The organism is Acinetobacter sp. YH12255 (assembly GCF_013417355.1).
In the GTDB taxonomy this organism is placed as follows: Bacteria; Pseudomonadota; Gammaproteobacteria; order Pseudomonadales; family Moraxellaceae; genus Acinetobacter; species Acinetobacter pseudolwoffii.
The window spans coordinates 1-1,500 of sequence record NZ_VPEC01000115.1 but is presented as its reverse complement, the minus strand read 5'-3'; the positions used below and the strand labels follow the sequence as shown (position 1 = coordinate 1,500).

At 34.3% G+C, this 1,500-nt stretch carries 2 protein-coding genes; one reads left to right on the top strand and one right to left on the bottom strand.

The window, feature by feature from the left end:
* Positions 1-130 precede the first annotated feature (130 nt).
* A complete protein-coding gene (locus tag FTV30_RS16025; protein ID WP_015060210.1) occupies positions 131-511 on the bottom strand; it encodes a hypothetical protein in 381 nt (126 codons plus the stop codon).
* Between the two features lie 194 nt (positions 512-705).
* Here FTV30_RS16025 and FTV30_RS16020 point away from each other — a divergent pair, with 194 nt between their 5' ends.
* Positions 706-1,317: a recombinase family protein gene (locus tag FTV30_RS16020; RefSeq protein WP_015060246.1), complete on the top strand. Its 612-nt coding sequence runs from the start codon at positions 706-708 to the stop codon at positions 1,315-1,317.
* Positions 1,318-1,500 lie beyond the last annotated feature (183 nt).

The following is a 1,500-nucleotide window of genomic DNA, read 5'->3' as shown; positions in this document are numbered from 1 at the left end:
GGCTTTGAGCGTGATACGGCTTATTTAGCAAATGCCCTAGAAGTTTTTCTTATCTCTAAAATCCAACCTGTCCACAATGTGGTTAAAGTTGGTATGTAATTTCGCATAAGAAATTTTATGTTAAATGGATTCAATCTCTGTCATCAAAGTCAGCATTAATTCTATCGACAGTCCATTTTACTGTATTGTTATCTAAGTAAAAAAAATCTCTATTTAAAATATCATCTTCAAAAATTAAGCCATTAACATCTAGCTTCCCTTCTTTTAAATATCCAATAATTTCATATCTTAGACTATTATCTATTTGCTTAATTTGATGGGAATAATGTGTTTTCTCAATAAGGTAATCATCAAAAATAGTAGCTTCTAAATCTATAAGGTAATTTTTTTTGAGATCAATACATGAGGGTATTGAAGAACTAAATACCTCTAGAATTTCATTACGAACCTTAATTTTTAGAATGAATTCGAGATTCTCATTACATTCTATGATTTGAGCTATATATTTCACTTCGATTAAGATTTCCTAAAATTAACATAATACACGTTATACGAATTCCCAAGGCATGGCTTTTAGTCATGCTTTTTTTATCAAAAGACTATACCTGAATGATAGCGAGCCAAATCGCATACAATATCTATCATTAGACTTAATGCAATAATTAAATGATAGTATTATCATTAATCTAATAGAATTAAGATTAAATGATAGAAATGAATACACGTATTTATCTACGAGCTTCAACTAAAGATCAAGATGCAGAAAGGGCTTTGCAGATTCTTCAGGATCTAAACCAAAACTTGAATTTGGGTGAAACCATTGTGTACGTGGAAAACTATAGTGGTACGAAGTTAGACCGACCTGAATTGAATAAGCTACTGTCAGAAGCAAATCAAGGTGACACATTGTTAGTTGAAAGTATTGACCGCTTATCACGCCTAACCCAACGAGATTTTCAAGAGCTGAAGCGCAGGATCCAGGAGAAGGGACTTCGTTTAGTCGTAGCAGATCTTCCTACTACCTACCAAATGATTCAAACCAGTGACAGCATTACTCATTCAATCTTGGAACTCATCAACAATATGTTGATTGATCTTCTGGCAACAATGGCCCGCCTAGACAATGAGAAACGTATAGAACGTATTAAGCAGGGCCTGGCACGTTCGGGTTACAAACCAACAGGCAAGAAGGCAAATGAGGCTAAACATAAACGAATAAAAGAATTGCTAGTAGTTGGCAATATGACTAAGGAAGAAATTGCCAAAGCAGTGAATTGTGGAGTTGCAACTGTCTATCGAGTTGCTAAAGTTATCTAAAAGAGGCTTATCTCAACGCGCCCCCAATGGGGCACCGCTGCATTCAGGTTACTTCACATAAGAAATTTTATGTTAAATGATTGTTAGAAATGCCCCTTGATCGAGGCATTTTCTATAAAGAATACTAAAAACTAATTAAAGCCAACCAAGTTTCAAAACAAGGCAGTTCTCAGCAATCATATT

What these genes read in the sequence shown, in the direction of transcription:
- FTV30_RS16020 (WP_015060246.1), top strand. Translation starts at nt 706, where the DNA reads ATGATAGAAATGAATACACGTATTTATCTACGAGCTTCAACTAAAGAT.